10 protein-coding genes are annotated in these 12,705 nt (G+C 72.7%); 6 read left to right on the top strand and 4 right to left on the bottom strand.

What is annotated here, in order from left to right; all coding sequences use genetic code 11:
• The first annotated feature begins 148 nt into the window (after positions 1-148).
• Together AN218_RS21840 and AN218_RS21835 are read left to right on the top strand one after the other, a co-directional pair.
• Positions 149-1,054, top strand: a complete 906-nt coding sequence (locus tag AN218_RS21840) for an AraC family transcriptional regulator (protein ID WP_070018596.1) — start codon at positions 149-151, stop codon at positions 1,052-1,054.
• Between the two features lie 185 nt (positions 1,055-1,239).
• On the top strand, positions 1,240-1,989 hold the full coding sequence (locus AN218_RS21835) for an SDR family oxidoreductase (RefSeq protein ID WP_070018595.1): 750 nt from the start codon (positions 1,240-1,242) through the stop codon (positions 1,987-1,989).
• 48 nt (positions 1,990-2,037) lie between these two features.
• Here the strand turns inward: AN218_RS21835 and AN218_RS21830 are convergent, their stop codons facing one another.
• The 3 genes from AN218_RS21830 to AN218_RS21820 all read right to left on the bottom strand — a co-directional run bounded on the left by AN218_RS21830 (position 2,038) and on the right by AN218_RS21820 (position 5,852).
• Complete coding sequence (locus AN218_RS21830; RefSeq protein WP_070018594.1) at positions 2,038-2,910, bottom strand: class I SAM-dependent methyltransferase; 873 nt, start codon at positions 2,908-2,910, stop codon at positions 2,038-2,040.
• Positions 2,911-3,063: 153 nt separating this feature from the next.
• Positions 3,064-4,851 (bottom strand): siderophore-interacting protein, encoded by a 1,788-nt coding sequence (locus tag AN218_RS21825; RefSeq protein ID WP_070018593.1) that lies wholly within the window; start codon positions 4,849-4,851, stop codon positions 3,064-3,066.
• Entirely contained in the window at positions 4,851-5,852 is a 1,002-nt protein-coding gene (locus tag AN218_RS21820; protein ID WP_070018592.1) for an ABC transporter substrate-binding protein, read from the bottom strand. The genes AN218_RS21825 and AN218_RS21820 overlap by 1 nt, the downstream gene beginning before the upstream one ends.
• Before the next feature lie 82 nt (positions 5,853-5,934).
• Between AN218_RS21820 and AN218_RS21815 the strand changes: the two genes are divergently transcribed.
• From AN218_RS21815 to AN218_RS21800, 4 genes are all read left to right on the top strand, one after another.
• Positions 5,935-6,951: a FecCD family ABC transporter permease gene (locus tag AN218_RS21815; protein WP_070018591.1), complete on the top strand. Its 1,017-nt coding sequence runs from the start codon at positions 5,935-5,937 to the stop codon at positions 6,949-6,951.
• A 125-nt stretch (positions 6,952-7,076) separates the two neighbouring features.
• Complete coding sequence (locus AN218_RS21810; RefSeq protein ID WP_216311792.1) at positions 7,077-8,087, top strand: FecCD family ABC transporter permease; 1,011 nt, start codon at positions 7,077-7,079, stop codon at positions 8,085-8,087.
• A 28-nt stretch (positions 8,088-8,115) separates the two neighbouring features.
• A complete protein-coding gene (locus AN218_RS21805) occupies positions 8,116-8,985 on the top strand; it encodes an ABC transporter ATP-binding protein (protein ID WP_244900576.1) in 870 nt (289 codons plus the stop codon).
• Positions 8,986-9,075: 90 nt separating this feature from the next.
• The gene (locus tag AN218_RS21800) at positions 9,076-11,052 is read left to right on the top strand and encodes an NB-ARC domain-containing protein (RefSeq protein WP_070018590.1); all 1,977 of its coding nucleotides are present in this window, start codon (positions 9,076-9,078) and stop codon (positions 11,050-11,052) included.
• On the opposite strand, the gene AN218_RS21795 is transcribed toward AN218_RS21800, so the two are convergent.
• Positions 11,040-12,671 (bottom strand): translation initiation factor 2, encoded by a 1,632-nt coding sequence (locus tag AN218_RS21795; protein WP_070018589.1) that lies wholly within the window; start codon positions 12,669-12,671, stop codon positions 11,040-11,042. The two genes, AN218_RS21800 and AN218_RS21795, sit on opposite strands and share 13 nt — an antisense overlap.
• Positions 12,672-12,705: the final 34 nt, after the last annotated feature.

Raw genomic sequence — 12,705 nt, 5'->3', positions numbered from 1 at the left:
CTGCGGCAGGCGAGCGCGGAGGAGCGCCGCCCCGCGACCTGACCCCGGCGGCGCCCGCCGGGGCGTCGCTGCGGCGGCCGGGACAGGGGCGCCGGCCGCGCTCGGTGAACGGCGATGCGGGCACGCGGAACGGTGCTGCAATGGAGACATGGACCTCGACGAGCTGCGCACCCTGCTGGCCCGGCACGCGCGTCCCGACTGGACGACGGCCGTCGACGGCGTCCTGATCTCGAAGGTGGACCGGCCGGACCCGCCGGAGCCCTCCATGTCCGGGACCGTCCTCGCGGTCATCGCCCAGGGCGCCAAGCACCTCGCGCTGGGCGACCGGGTCTACACGTACGGGGCCGGGCAGTATCTCGTCGCCTCCGTCGACCTGCCGGTCACCGGACAGTTCACCCAGGCCGATCCCGAGAGGCCCGCGCTGGGGTTCGGGCTCACGCTGGAGCCGTCCGCCGTCGCCGAGTTGCTGCTGCAAGCTGGGCCCGGCGACATATCCAGGGCACCCGCCGGCGTGCCGTCCGGGATCGCCGTCAGCGACGCACCGGCCGCGCTGCTCGACGCGGTCGTACGGCTGCTGCGCCTGCTCGACCAGCCCCGCGACCGCGCCGTACTGGCCCCGCTGATCAAGCGCGAGATCCTGTGGCGTCTGATCACCGGCGAGCAGGGCGCCGCGGTACGTCAACTCGGCCTCGCCGACAGCGGACTCAGCCATGTCTCCCGTGCCGTGCGCTGGATCCGCGAGCACTACGCCGAGCCGTTCCGGGTCGAGGACGTGGCCCGGCTGTCCGGCATGAGCGTCTCGGCCTTCCACCGCAACTTCCAGGCGGTGACCGCGATGAGCCCCATCCGCTTCCAGAAGCAGATCCGGCTCCAGGAGGCCCGGCTGCTGCTCGCCACCCACCCCGGCGACGTCACGGGGGTCGGCCGGCGGGTCGGCTACGACAACGCCTCGCAGTTCAGCCGCGAGTACCGCCGACAGTTCGGCGCACCGCCGAGCACGGACGCGACCCGGCTGCGGAGGACCGGCGGCGCCCCCGCGGGCGTACCGGCCTGAGCGGCGAACGGAGCCGGTACGAGGCTTCAGTACGAGGCGCGCGGGAGGATCGTGCAAGGACAAGCGAGGATCGTTCTACTGTCCGCGCAGGTCAGGGCTGTTCAATGGGATCAAGAGTTCTTCCGCGGAGCAGGAACGTGCCTGTCTCCTCAGCGGATCCCACCACACCTCGCAGGGGTCACATCATGAAGACCGTTCTGATCACCGGAACTTCGTCCGGATACGGCCGGGAGACCGCCCTCCACTTCCATGAGCGGGGGTGGAACGTCGTCGCGACGATGCGCACCCCGCGGCCCGGCCTGCTGCCCGAGTCGGACCGGCTGCACGTCGTCCGGCTCGACGTGACCCGTCCCGAGACCGTCGCCGCCGCCGTCGAGGCGGCGGGCCCCCTCGACGTCCTGGTCAACAACGCCGGCATCCCCTCGATCGGAGTGTTCGAGACGACGCCGATGGACCGGGTGCGGGAGGTCTTCGAGACGAACACCTTCGGCGTGATGGCGACGACGCAGGCCGTGCTGCCCCAGTTCCGCGAGCGCGGCTCCGGCGTGGTCGTCAACGTGACGTCCAGCGTGGTGCTGGGCCATATGCCGCTCACGGCCGTCTACAAGGCGAGCAAGGCGGCCGTCGAGGGGTTCACCGCCTCCCTCGCGCTCGAACTCGCGCCCTTCGGCGTGCTGGCGAAGACCGTCGAGCCGGGCGCCTGTCTGACGACCAACTTCGGCGAGACCGCGCTGGACGGCGACTCCCTGGAGGAGGCGGTCCCGGAGCCCTACCTTCCGTGGGCGGAGAAGGTCATGGCCGGCTTCATGAACCAGGACGTCTTCACCACCGAGCGCGACGTCGCCGAGACGGTGTGGCGGGCCGCGCACGACACCACCGGCCAGCTCCGGTTCCCGGCCGGTCCCGACGCGGTGCAGCTCGCGCAGGCCAAGTGAGCCGCCGGGGGCGGGCGTTCGGCCACCTCAGCGGCCCTCCCGCCGCCGTTACTGCTCCCGCTCCCGTTCCGGTTCCCCGTCCCGTTCCTGTTCCCGTTCGATGGTCACCACCCCGTACATCAGGCTGCGGCTCACCGTGCGGAAGACGCGGGACGCCCGGGCGGCGGCGGGACGGATGCGCGTCATCGTCTCGTCGACCCCGGCCAGGCGCCAGCCCGGTGACAGCCGGGCGAAGCCCTGCGGGCTCGTCGCGCCGAAGTGGAACCCCGCCCCGGTGCGCTTGGCGATGGGGTTCGGCATACGCGCGACGGCCGCGTGGTGTACGTCGGCGACGAGCCGCGTCGGGCCGGTGAAGTGGTCGCCGATCCGCGTGAGGAGTTGGGTGACCAGCGGACGCGTCAGATACATCAGCAGCCCCTCGGCGACGAGCACCGTGGGGGAGTCCGGATCGGTCTCGGCGAGCCAGTCCCGCCCGGTGACCGATCCGGCGACGAGCCGGGTCGCGTCGTCCGGCAGGATCCGGGAGCGCAGGGCGACGACGTCGGGGTTGTCGACCCCGGTCCACTCCGCGCACAGACCGTCGAGCCGTGCCGCGCGGTTGCACATGCCGACGCCGAGCGTGACGACCTCGGCATGGCCGTGCTCGACGGCGAACTCCCGTACGCGCGCGTCGATGTCCTGGGACCGGCGGATCGTGCCGACGACGTTCATGACGTCGGTGAGGACGAGGTCCTCCAGGCGCCGGCCGCGTTCGCGTCCCATCGTGTCCAGGGCCGACCAGGCTTCGCGGGCCTGCGGGTCGTCCCAGTCGGTGACGTCGAAGAGCGCGGCTCCCCTGGCGCGCGCGTAGAGCGCGGTGACGAGCGTCGATCCGACGGCGTCGCCGAACAGGTCGCGCGCTTCGAGGTTCCGGTCGGTCATGGTCTGCCTCCGCTCTTCGTCCGGGCGCCCTCCGTCCGGAACCCTTCCTCCGGCGCCGCTTCTCCGGAGCCGTCCTCCGGCGCCGGCTCTCCGGCGCCGCTTCTCGGCACCCGCCGCTCCCGACGGGCCGTCGGGCCGCCGTGCCGCCGGGCTTCAACCGGTGCGCAGCTCCAGCAGGAAGAGGTTCTCGCGCACCTGCCGGGTGCCGGTCAGCCGGAGCCCGGCGCCCGATGCGAGGCGCCGCCAGTCCTCCTCGGTGCGCTCGCCGCTGCCGAAGACCGTGTGCATCTTCAGGTCGAAGGCGACGTCGAGTTCGTCGTCGAGGTCTCCGGCGATCCGCTCGACCAGGACGACACGCTTTCCGCGCGCGGCCTCGGCGACGCGCCGCAGCACGGCGGCGGCCTCCGGATCCGGCCAGTCGTGCAGCACCTGGGCCAGCAGATACACGTCGCCGTCGGCCGGCAGCGGCTCGAAGAAGCTCTGCCCGGCGATGCCCACGCGCGCCCCGAGCCCGTCCGCCGCCAGTTCGGCGCGGGCGCGTTCGGCGGTGGAGGGCAGGTCGAGCAGGGTGCCACGGGTGCCGGGGCAGGCGGTGAGGATCTCCCCGAGCAGCCCTCCCGTGCCGCCGCCGACGTCGATGACGTGCTCGTCCCGCAGGCCGAGCAACTCCACGGCCGCGGGCGCCCATTGACGGGTCCAGTGGCCGAGCACCTCGTCGAAGGTGCGGCCGAGGCCCTCCTCGGCGGCGAGTTCGGCCCAGAAGTCGTGGCCCTTCACCTGCTGGAAGCCGGACTCGCCCGTGCGCAGCGTGTGCAGCAGACCGGGCCAGGCGTCGTCCAGGCGGGAGAAGCCACGGCGCCGGTCCAGCATGTTGTGGACGGTCTCTTCCGTCAGCGCGGCGCCCAGGGGTGTGAGCCCGACCGAGCCCTCCTCGTCCAGGGTGAAGAGCTTCTCGTCGGCGAGCAGTCGCAGCAGTCTGCGCGCCCCGCCGCGGGTGATGCCGGCGGCCTCCGCCAGCTCCGGCACGCTCGTACGGCCGTCCGCGACATGCTCGGCCAGGTCGAGCGAGACCGCTGCCCGCACCGCGTACGGCACGCTCAGCTCGGTCATGTCGTGCAGTCTGCGCAGGACTTCGCCCGACTCCCGCTGCGACTGCCCCGCACGCCAGTACCCGGCGACGTCCATGTGTCCGGGCGCCACCCCGCGGTCCTCCTTGAGCCACCGGCGCAGCGGCCTGAGCATCCCCGCCTCGCCCGCGGCCCACGCGTACACCTGGCCCTCGCGCCACGGCGCCGAACGCACCGCGTCCATCAGCCCGTTCGGCCCGGCGGTGTCCCGGTGGACCCACGTCAGACGCAGATCGGCGGAGTGCTTGATCGTCTGCTCCTCGGCGGCGGAGGCCACCGAGACCACGGCCGTGACCGGGGTGCCGGGCGGGAGTTCCTCGATCCGGCGGGCGATGGCGGGCAGCGCGGTCTCGTCGCCGACCAGGAAGTACCAGTCGATGTCCGGCGGAAGCACGGTCGTTCCGCGCGGACCCGCGACGTGCAGCCGGGTGCCGGGAGTGGCGCGCTCGGCCCACTCGGCGGCCAGTCCGCCCTCGTGCCGTACGAAGTCCAGCTCCAGGCGCCGGTTTTCGGCGTCGTAGCGCCGCGGGGTGTAGTCGCGGGCGCGGCCCAGGGCCTCGCGGGTCCAGTCGAGGTGTCCGTCGTCCTGGACGGGCGGTGCCACGGACGGGTCCCCGTCGAGGACGACGATCTTGACGTGGTCGTCGGCGTTCTCCGTACGGAACGGGGCGACGTCGTGCCCGTTGCTGCGGAACGCGCCCAACTGCTCGCCGGTCAGCACGACTCGGCGCATCAGCGGGGTGACGTCGAAGACCTCCTGGACCTCCAGCTCCCGTACGTGGATCGGGTAGGCCTTGTGTCTGCGTGCGCCCATCAGGACTCCTCGTGTGCGGGCCGGTACTTCGTCGCCGCCCGGGTCAGATCCGCCACCTGCTGGTCCCCGCCGCGGAAGGTGAAGTTCACGCCGGAGCCGAGCGGGAAGACGTCGCCGGCCTCGGCGGCGGGCAGCCGCTTGAACGAGGCGGACGCGAGCAGTTCGTCCATGCCCGGGGTCTTCTTTCCGTGCAGGTCCACGGAGTAGAAGATCAGGTCGGCGTCCTTGAGTTCGGGGATGTTCTCGTCGGACAGCTCCTCGGCGTAGCGCGCGGGCTTGTGCGTGTAGGACGGGAGATAGCCGAACCCGGCGGCGTCGAGGCGTTCCCAGACCAGCGACTTGCTCGTGGAGACGAAGGTGGCGTCCCCGGTGACGTTGACGTGGACGGCCTTGGCGTTCCTGATCCGGCTGCCGTGGCGCCGCTCGATCGCCGCCAGGTCCTTCTTCAGCGCGGCGTCCCGCTTGTCGAAGCCGGTGCTGCGGCCGACCGCGTCGGCGAGCCGGGGGTAGTTCTTCCAGACGTCCGGCGGCTCGGCGATCTTGAAGACGACCGTCGGCGCGATCTCGGACAGCTCCTTGTAGTCGATGCTGAGGCCGCCGTTGTCCATGCCGACGATCAGATCCGGCTTGGCCCGTATGACCTTCTCGACGTCGACGCCCTCGAAGGAGCCGACCGTCGGGACGTCCTTGACCTTGGCGAACGTCCGCTCGTCCAGCTCCTCTTGGAGGAACTCGCCCTCCAGGGCGGCGACCGGTTCGACGCCCATGTCGGCGAGTTCGGCGCCGGTGCGCCACAGCGCGACGACGCGCTGCGGATGCCGGGGGACGCCGGAGACGTCGCCGTTCATCGTGTGGTGGACGGTACGGGTGCCGCCGGAGGGCCGGGCGCCGGAGTCCGCGCCGGACTCCGAACTCCCGCCGCCGCAGCCCGAGACGGCCAGGAGGGCGCCCGCGGTCAGGGCGGCCCAGGCGGCGCGCGGTCCGTGTCCGGTGCTCTTCACGTTCTCTCCCAGAGGGGTGCAGGAGCTTCGAGAGGCCAGGTGCTTTCCGGAGGTCAGATCTAGTTAGGTTAGGCTAACCTACATGAGTACGGTCCGAGGTTCCGCGGGGTTCCGACTGCCTCTGATCGCGGGACTGTTGACGGCGGGCCTCGCCCTCGCCGCCCTGCTCAGCCTCGCCCTCGGCAGCAACGCGATCCCCTTCCGCGACGTGCTCGCCGCCGTCCTCACCCACGCCGACTCCGACGACGCCACCGTCATCACCTCGCAGCGCCTCCCGCGCACCCTGCTCGGTCTCGCCGTCGGACTCGCCCTCGGCATGGCCGGCGCCCTCATGCAGGGGCACACCCGCAACCCCCTCGCCGATCCCGGCCTGTTCGGCGTCAACGCCGGAGCGGCCTTCGCCGTCGCCTGTCTCACCTACGGTCTCGGCGTCTCCGCCTCACCCGCCGTCGTACTGGCGGCACTTGTGGGCGCGGCGGCCGTCGCCACCGTCGTCACGCTGTTCGGTCTGCGCGGTACGAGCCGGGGCGCCCTGGTCCTGCTCGCCGTCGCGGGGACGGCGCTCAGCGCCCTGCTGACCGCGCTGACCACCGGCCTCGTCCTGCTGGACAAGCGCACGCTCGACGTCATGCGGTTCTGGCAGGTCGGTTCGCTCGCCGGCCGCGACTACGGGATCGTCCTCTGGATCCTCCCGTTGCTGGCCGCCGGCGTCCTGCTGGCCCTCGTCAACGCGTGGTCGCTCGACGCCCTCGGACTCGGCGAGGAGACGGCACGCGCCCTCGGCACCCGCGTACGCCGCAGCCGGATCACCGGCATCGTCACGATCACGCTGCTCGCCGGGCCCGCCACCGCCGTCTGCGGCCCCATCGCCTTCCTCGGTCTGGTCGCGCCCCACGCGGCACGCGCACTCGCCCGGCACGACCAGCGCTGGCTGGTGCCGCTGTCCGGACTCACCGGCGCCATCGTGCTGCTCGTCGCCGACACCCTCGGCCGGGTGGGCGCACGCCCCGGCGAACTCCAGGCGGGCATCGTCATGGCCGTCATCGGCGCACCCGTGCTGCTCGCGCTCACCCGCCGCCGCAAGCTGGCGGCGCTGTGACCGGGGCGGGGACGGGCATTGCCGCGCCGGAGGCCGACTCCGGTCCGCGGAAGGGGAGTTCGGCCCCGTCCGGGGGAGGGGATCCGGGCCTGCGCCGCGGCGTACGGCTCGGCCCCGGAGCGGTCGTGCTGCGGCCCCGCGCCCTGGCCGTGGCCCTGGCGACGGCGGCGGCCGTGCTCGCGCTGGTCGCCGCCGCCCTGTTCACCGGCGACGTGAGCCTGCCGAACGGACGCGTACTGGCCGCGCTCGCCGGGGACGGCACCCGCATCGAGCACCTCCTCGTCGTCGAACACCGCCTCGCGCGGGCCCTGTCGGGCGTCCTCGTCGGCGCCGCGCTCGGCTGCGCCGGCGCGCTCACCCAGTCCGTCACCCGCAACCCGATAGCCAGCCCGGACATCCTCGGGGTCACGGCCGGGGCGAGCCTGTTCGCCGTGCTCCTCGTCACCCGCCCGCAGCTCGCCTCCCGTACGGGCGACCAGGCCGCGGCCGAACTGCTCGCGTCCGCCGCCGTATCGGGCGGGCTCCTCACGGCCGTCTGCATCCTGCTGCTCTCCTGGCGCGGCGGCCTCGACGGCATGCGGATCGTGCTGGTCGGCCTCAGCTTCCACGCCCTCGCGCTCGCCGGTGTCTCCTGGCTGCTGACGCGCGCGGAGCTGGAGGAGGCACAGGTCGCCACCCGCTGGCTGACCGGTTCCCTCGCGGGCGTACGGATGTCCGACGTGACGCTGCTGGGCCCGCTCGTCCTGTGCGCGCTGGCGACGTGCGCCGTCCTCGCCCGCGACCTGGACGCGCTGCGCCTGGGCCGGGAGACCGCGCCCACCCTGGGCACCTCGCCCGTACGTACGGAGGCGGTGGCGCTGCTCGTCGCGGTGCTGCTGGTCTCGGTCGCGACGGCCGTCGCCGGGCCGGTCGCCTTCGTCGCGTTCGTGGCACCGCAGGCGGCGATGCGCGCCTTCGGCACCGCGGGACCGCCGCCGCTCGCCGGCGCACTCACCGGCGCGCTGCTCGTCCTCGGCGCCGACACCGCCGCACAGCGACTGCCCGTCGAACTGCCGGTCGGCGTGCCCACGGCCGTCCTCGGGGCGCCCTTCCTGCTGTTCCTGCTGAACCGGCACCGGCGGAGGACCAGTGTCTGAGAACGAACCGGCCCCCGGGACAAGCCCGTTGAGCGCACACGACGTCACCGCCGGCTACGGCGAGAGGACCGTGCTCGACCGGCTCTCCCTGGAGATCCCACGGGGCAGGGTCACCACCGTCGTCGGGGCGAACGGCTCCGGCAAGTCGACACTGCTGCGCGTACTGGCCCGGCTGCTGCCCCCGACGGGCGGTCACGTCCTGCTGGAAGGCGAACGGCTCGCGACGCTGCGCCCGCGCCGCCTCGCCCGCCGCCTCGCGATGCTGCCGCAGAACCCCGTCGCGCCCGAGGGCATGACCGCCGGCGAACTGGCCGCCCGCGGCCGCCAGCCCCATCAGCCCTGGTACCGGCGGTGGAGCCCGGAGGACGAGCGCATCGCCGCGGAGGCGATGGAGGCCACAGGCGTACGGGAGTCGGCCGGCACCCCGCTGGAGGAACTCTCCGGCGGCCAGCGCCAGCGGGCCTGGGTGGCGATGACGCTGGCGCAGCAGACCGGCCTGCTGCTGCTCGACGAACCGACCAACCACCTCGACATCGCGCACGCCGTCGAGGTCCTCGAACTCGTCGTACGCCTCTGCCGCGAGACCGACCGCACCATCGTGACGGTCCTGCACGACCTGAGCCTCGCCGCCCGCTACAGCGACCACCTCGTCGTGATGAAGGACGGCGCGGTGACCGCGCAGGGCCCTCCGGCGCGGATCGTCACCTCCGGGATGCTGTGGGAGAACTTCGGCCTGCGGGCCCATGTCTTCGACGACCCGGAGGAGGGCCTCCCCACGGTCGTCCCGGCACGGGTGAACACCGCGGGGGCGGAGACGGAGGCGGGGGCGGGGGGGATCGCAGGTCGGATCGCCGGGGCCTACATGATCCGCGCCCCCAACTGCACACCGGGAAAGTAGAGTTGCCCGGCAGTGGGGGGACGACGTGGGCGTGGCCGCTCGTTCGCCCGACAGGCATGCACACACGGGGAACCTCGGAGAGTCGGCCGCATGACAAACCAGCTTCCGCCGGAACCGGTGCACTTCGTGGACCGGGCGGAGGAACAGGACCGGACAGCCCGCGAGTTGGCCGACTGGGACGAGGGGCGGTCCCGGCCGCTGCGCGTCGCGCTGGTGGGCATGGCCGGGACGGGCAAGACGGAACTGGTCTTCCGCCTCGCGCGCATGCTGCAGGAGAGCCGCCCCGACGGATTCGAGCGGATCCTCTACTCCGACCTGGACGACCTTCGCTGCGAAGGGGTGGTGGAGCCCGCGGATGTGCTGGCCGACCTTCTCCGCTCCCTCGGGGTCGAGTCGGGGTGGATCGAGGACTCCTTCGCCGCTCGGCGGCGCCAGTACTGGGAACAGACCGAGGGGAAGCGGCTCGTCGTCATCGTCGACAACGCCCGCTACGGAACGGAAGTCGAGCCGCTGCTGCCCTCGTCCGGCGCGAGTGTGGTGATCGTCGCCAGCCACGGGCGTCTGCACGATCTGCCGGGCGCAGACCTCGAATTCGACATCGGCCCGCTGGAGAAGTCCGACGCCGAAGAGCTGCTGCGACAGGTCGCCGAGGATCCGCGGCTGGATGCCGAGCCGGAGGCGGTCCGCAGGCTGCTGGAGCTGTGCGACGGCCTTCCCATAGCCGTGCACGTGGCCGCCCGGTGGATCCGCAGACACCGCCGGAGGCCGCTGTCGCGCATGCTCGACGAGCTTTCCGCCGAACTGCACGACAAAGGGATGCCCGTGGTCGAGAAGGTCTGGGACGCGGCATACGAGGGCCTCGGCTCGGACGCCGCACTTCTCTACCGGCTCCTCGCCCACGCTGCCGGCCCGAGCCTGCCCTTCGAGGGCGTCACGGCGCTCCTCGGCCGCGGCGAGGACTCCGCCGACGCGGCGCTGGAGGAACTGGAGGCCGCAGGTCTGCTGGACAACCGGGAAGAGCAACGGGTGCGGCTGCACGGGCTGTTGAGGGCGCACGCGAAGCGCCGCGCCGCCCACGACGGAACGCCCGAGGAGACGTCGGCCGGGCAGAGCCGGCTCATCCGCTGGTATCTGCGGCAGGCCCAGCGCGCCGACGTGGCGGCGGCGGGCACCCGGCTGGCGGTCGCCGAGCGCGCTCCGGAGATCCCCCTCACCGCCGATGTGCCGTTCGCGAGCAAGCCGGAGGCGTACGCCTGGCTCGAATCGGAGCGGCACGTCCTGTTCGACTGCGTCCGCGTGGCCCACGCACGCGGTTTCCACCACGAGTCATGGGCGCTGTGCGAGCCGCTGTGGACGCACTTCCTCGACCACCGCCACTACGCGGACGTCATCGACGCCTTCCGCACCGGGCTGGCCGCCGCACTCCGCTCCGAGGACCTGCCGGCGATCGTCCGCATGCGGTGTCAGCTCGCCCGTCCGCTGTGGGAGCAGGGCGAATTCCAGGTCGCCGCGGAGGAGTTGGAAGGGGCGGCCGACGCCGCGCGGACGTTGGGTACGTCGAGGACGGAACGCATCCTCGCCGCATCCGTCATGGAGTTCCACGGAAGTCTGCACACGGCTCAGGGCAAGTGGCGTGACGCGGTGGGGGATTTCGACGCCGCACGAGAGCAGCACGTCGCCATCGGCAACGAGTACGGCGTGCTGCTGCTGACGTACCGCCTCGGTGAGGCGCTGGCCGCACTCGGCGAACTGGACCGCGCCGCCGCCCTGTTGAGCGACGCCCACACAGAGGCGCGCAAGATGGGACGGGAACGGCTGACGGCGCGGACGGGTTTCGCCCTGGCCGGTGTACGGCAGTCGCTCGGCCAGATCGCCGCCGCGCGGGATCTGTACACGGAGTCGTTGGCGAGCGCACGGGACCGCAAGGGCGACCGCGACGCCGCGCTGACGCTCGACGCGCTCGCGGGACTCGCCGAGGAGACCGGCGACGACGCCGGCGCACGGGAACATCGCGCTGCCGCTGCGGCGCTGCGGGCCCGCCACGGGGGTCTCTCTCAGACCGGGTAGTCGCCTTCCTCGCCGGTCGCCGGGGCGATGCTGACGCGGAAGTCCTGCCCCCCGACCCGGCATACGACGGTGGCGGGCAGTTCGGGAGATGCGGGGAGCCATGCGTGGACCGCGCTGAGAACCGCGGCCGGGTCGGTGCGGACGATGCGGCCCAGTCCGTCTCTGTGCGGGCCGATCTCCACCGACATCAGGGCACTGGAGCGGGTCCGCAGCAGACACCGTGACGGCGAGAGGACGACGGCCGCTGTGCGCCTGCCGGGGTAGCGGTCCATGATGTGCGCGGTCCACCCGTCGACCGTCCACGCCACGCTGTGCGGGCCGGGTGCCGTTCCGCTCGGGCGGCGGAAGACCAGCCCGGCGCTCTGGAGTTGGCGTTCGTTCGCCGCGCCGTGTTCGGCGGCGAGGTGGTGGGCGGACCGCTCCGTGGAGGGTGCGAACCGCTCGACCCGTATCTCTCCCGCACCGGTCTCCACCTGTACGGCAAAGGCGGAGGGCGTGCGCGCCGGGTGCCGCGGCGCTGGAAGCGGGCGGGTACGCGCAGGCTCGGGCGGCGGTTGGAGGCCGAGCAGCCGGTACAACTCGTCGCGCAGCAGGCCGAGTGCACGTCCCCGTTCCGCGAAGGCCGAGTCGGCGAGTGCCCGTATGACGGACTCCTGCTGTGCGCCGAGCGCGGCGTCGATGTCCGCGATGTCCACGGGTGTCCTCAACCGCGGGCTGGCCGCGAGGAGTTCGGCCATCGGGCTGGCCGGTATCAGCTCGTGTCCTCCGTCATAGGCGGCCATCAGCGGGCGTCCGAGAGCGGCGGCGTACAGCGCGGTGGAACCGTGGTCGGTGATCACGACGTCGGCGGCGATCAGAAGGGACGCCCACTCCTCGTAGGGCCGCGCCAGCATCGCTCCGGCATCGAGAGCGGGAGCGAGCTGCTCCGCGAGGTCCCAACTGCCGTCGCGGCTGTGCTCGTTGGGGTGCACGATCAGCGCGAGCTGACAGGAGTCGTGGGGGAGTCCGGTGGCGAGCTCCGCCGGCATCCCAGGGCGGCGACGCAGCAGCGACTCCGGCCCCCATGTCGAGGTGAGCACGACGAGTCGGCGAGCGCCCGTTCCCAACGCGTCCCGGAACCGGTCCCGTTGGCTGACGGAGTCGAGAAGCCTCTCGAGCGTCGGGTCGCCGACGACGGCGGCCCGCTCCGCGGCTTTCGGGCTGAGCGCCGTCAGTTGGGCCAGTTGACGAGGGTGGGCCAGCGCGTGAAAGGAGGCCGTGGGTTCCCCGTCGGAGAGCAGAAAGGCAGGGTCCAGTCCCGAGGCGGAATCGGCCGAACCCTCCGACGGCAGCGCCTTGCTGAAGCCGGCACCGTGCGGGAGCAGCACCCGCGGGCCCTCCAGCATGCTGAGGTGCCCCTTCGGGCTGGCCGTGAGCACCAGATCGAAGACGCCTTCACAGGCTTCGCTCCACGGGATGGTGCGAGCTTTCGCGTCTTCCAGAGCGGTCAACGCGTCCGCGTCGAAGTCCGATCCGGGAACGAGGGTGAAGCGCCGGGTGACCCGGCCGTCACCGGCGAAGACAGGAGCCACGTCGAGCAGACGCTGCAGGGCGGTCGCCGACCGTGCAGCGAACAGCACCGTCGCCCGTCGCCCGTCGCCCGTCGCCCGTCGC

This window comes from Streptomyces nanshensis (assembly GCF_001751255.1).
Lineage (GTDB): Bacteria > Actinomycetota > Actinomycetes > Streptomycetales > Streptomycetaceae > Streptomyces > Streptomyces nanshensis_A.
Note: the sequence above shows the minus strand (reverse complement) of the source record. Positions and strands in the feature narration are given on the sequence as shown.

Bases quoted from the DNA above. Each gene is read 5' to 3' on its own strand.
- AN218_RS21840 (WP_070018596.1), top strand. From the start codon at position 149: ATGGACCTCGACGAGCTGCGCACCCTGCTGGCCCGGCACGCGCGTCCC.
- AN218_RS21835 (WP_070018595.1), top strand. From the start codon at position 1,240: ATGAAGACCGTTCTGATCACCGGAACTTCGTCCGGATACGGCCGGGAG.
- AN218_RS21830 (WP_070018594.1), bottom strand. From the start codon at position 2,910: ATGACCGACCGGAACCTCGAAGCGCGCGACCTGTTCGGCGACGCCGTC.
- AN218_RS21825 (WP_070018593.1), bottom strand. From the start codon at position 4,851: ATGGGCGCACGCAGACACAAGGCCTACCCGATCCACGTACGGGAGCTG.
- AN218_RS21815 (WP_070018591.1), top strand. From the start codon at position 5,935: ATGAGTACGGTCCGAGGTTCCGCGGGGTTCCGACTGCCTCTGATCGCG.
- AN218_RS21800 (WP_070018590.1), top strand. From the start codon at position 9,076: ATGACAAACCAGCTTCCGCCGGAACCGGTGCACTTCGTGGACCGGGCG.